Here is a 227-nt window from a genome sequence, read left to right on the forward strand (position 1 = left end):
AAGGTCGTAGGTTCGACTCCTATTATCGGCACCATTTCATACTCTTCCCAAGTCTACCGAAATCAACGCAAAGCCCGTTTACTGCGGTTTTCAGCGCACATCTTATTTTTCGGGTAACCTGCACCACGTTCTCCGTATCGCCATTCTTGGTTGGTAGTTCAGAGGCCGTTAATCAGGCCTCGTCGAAATGGCTGATAATATCGAGCGGCCCTGTGCCAGGGCCGATT

It is taken from the genome of Citrobacter sp. wls757 (assembly GCF_005280935.1).
Taxonomy (GTDB): domain Bacteria; phylum Pseudomonadota; class Gammaproteobacteria; order Enterobacterales; family Enterobacteriaceae; genus Citrobacter; species Citrobacter portucalensis.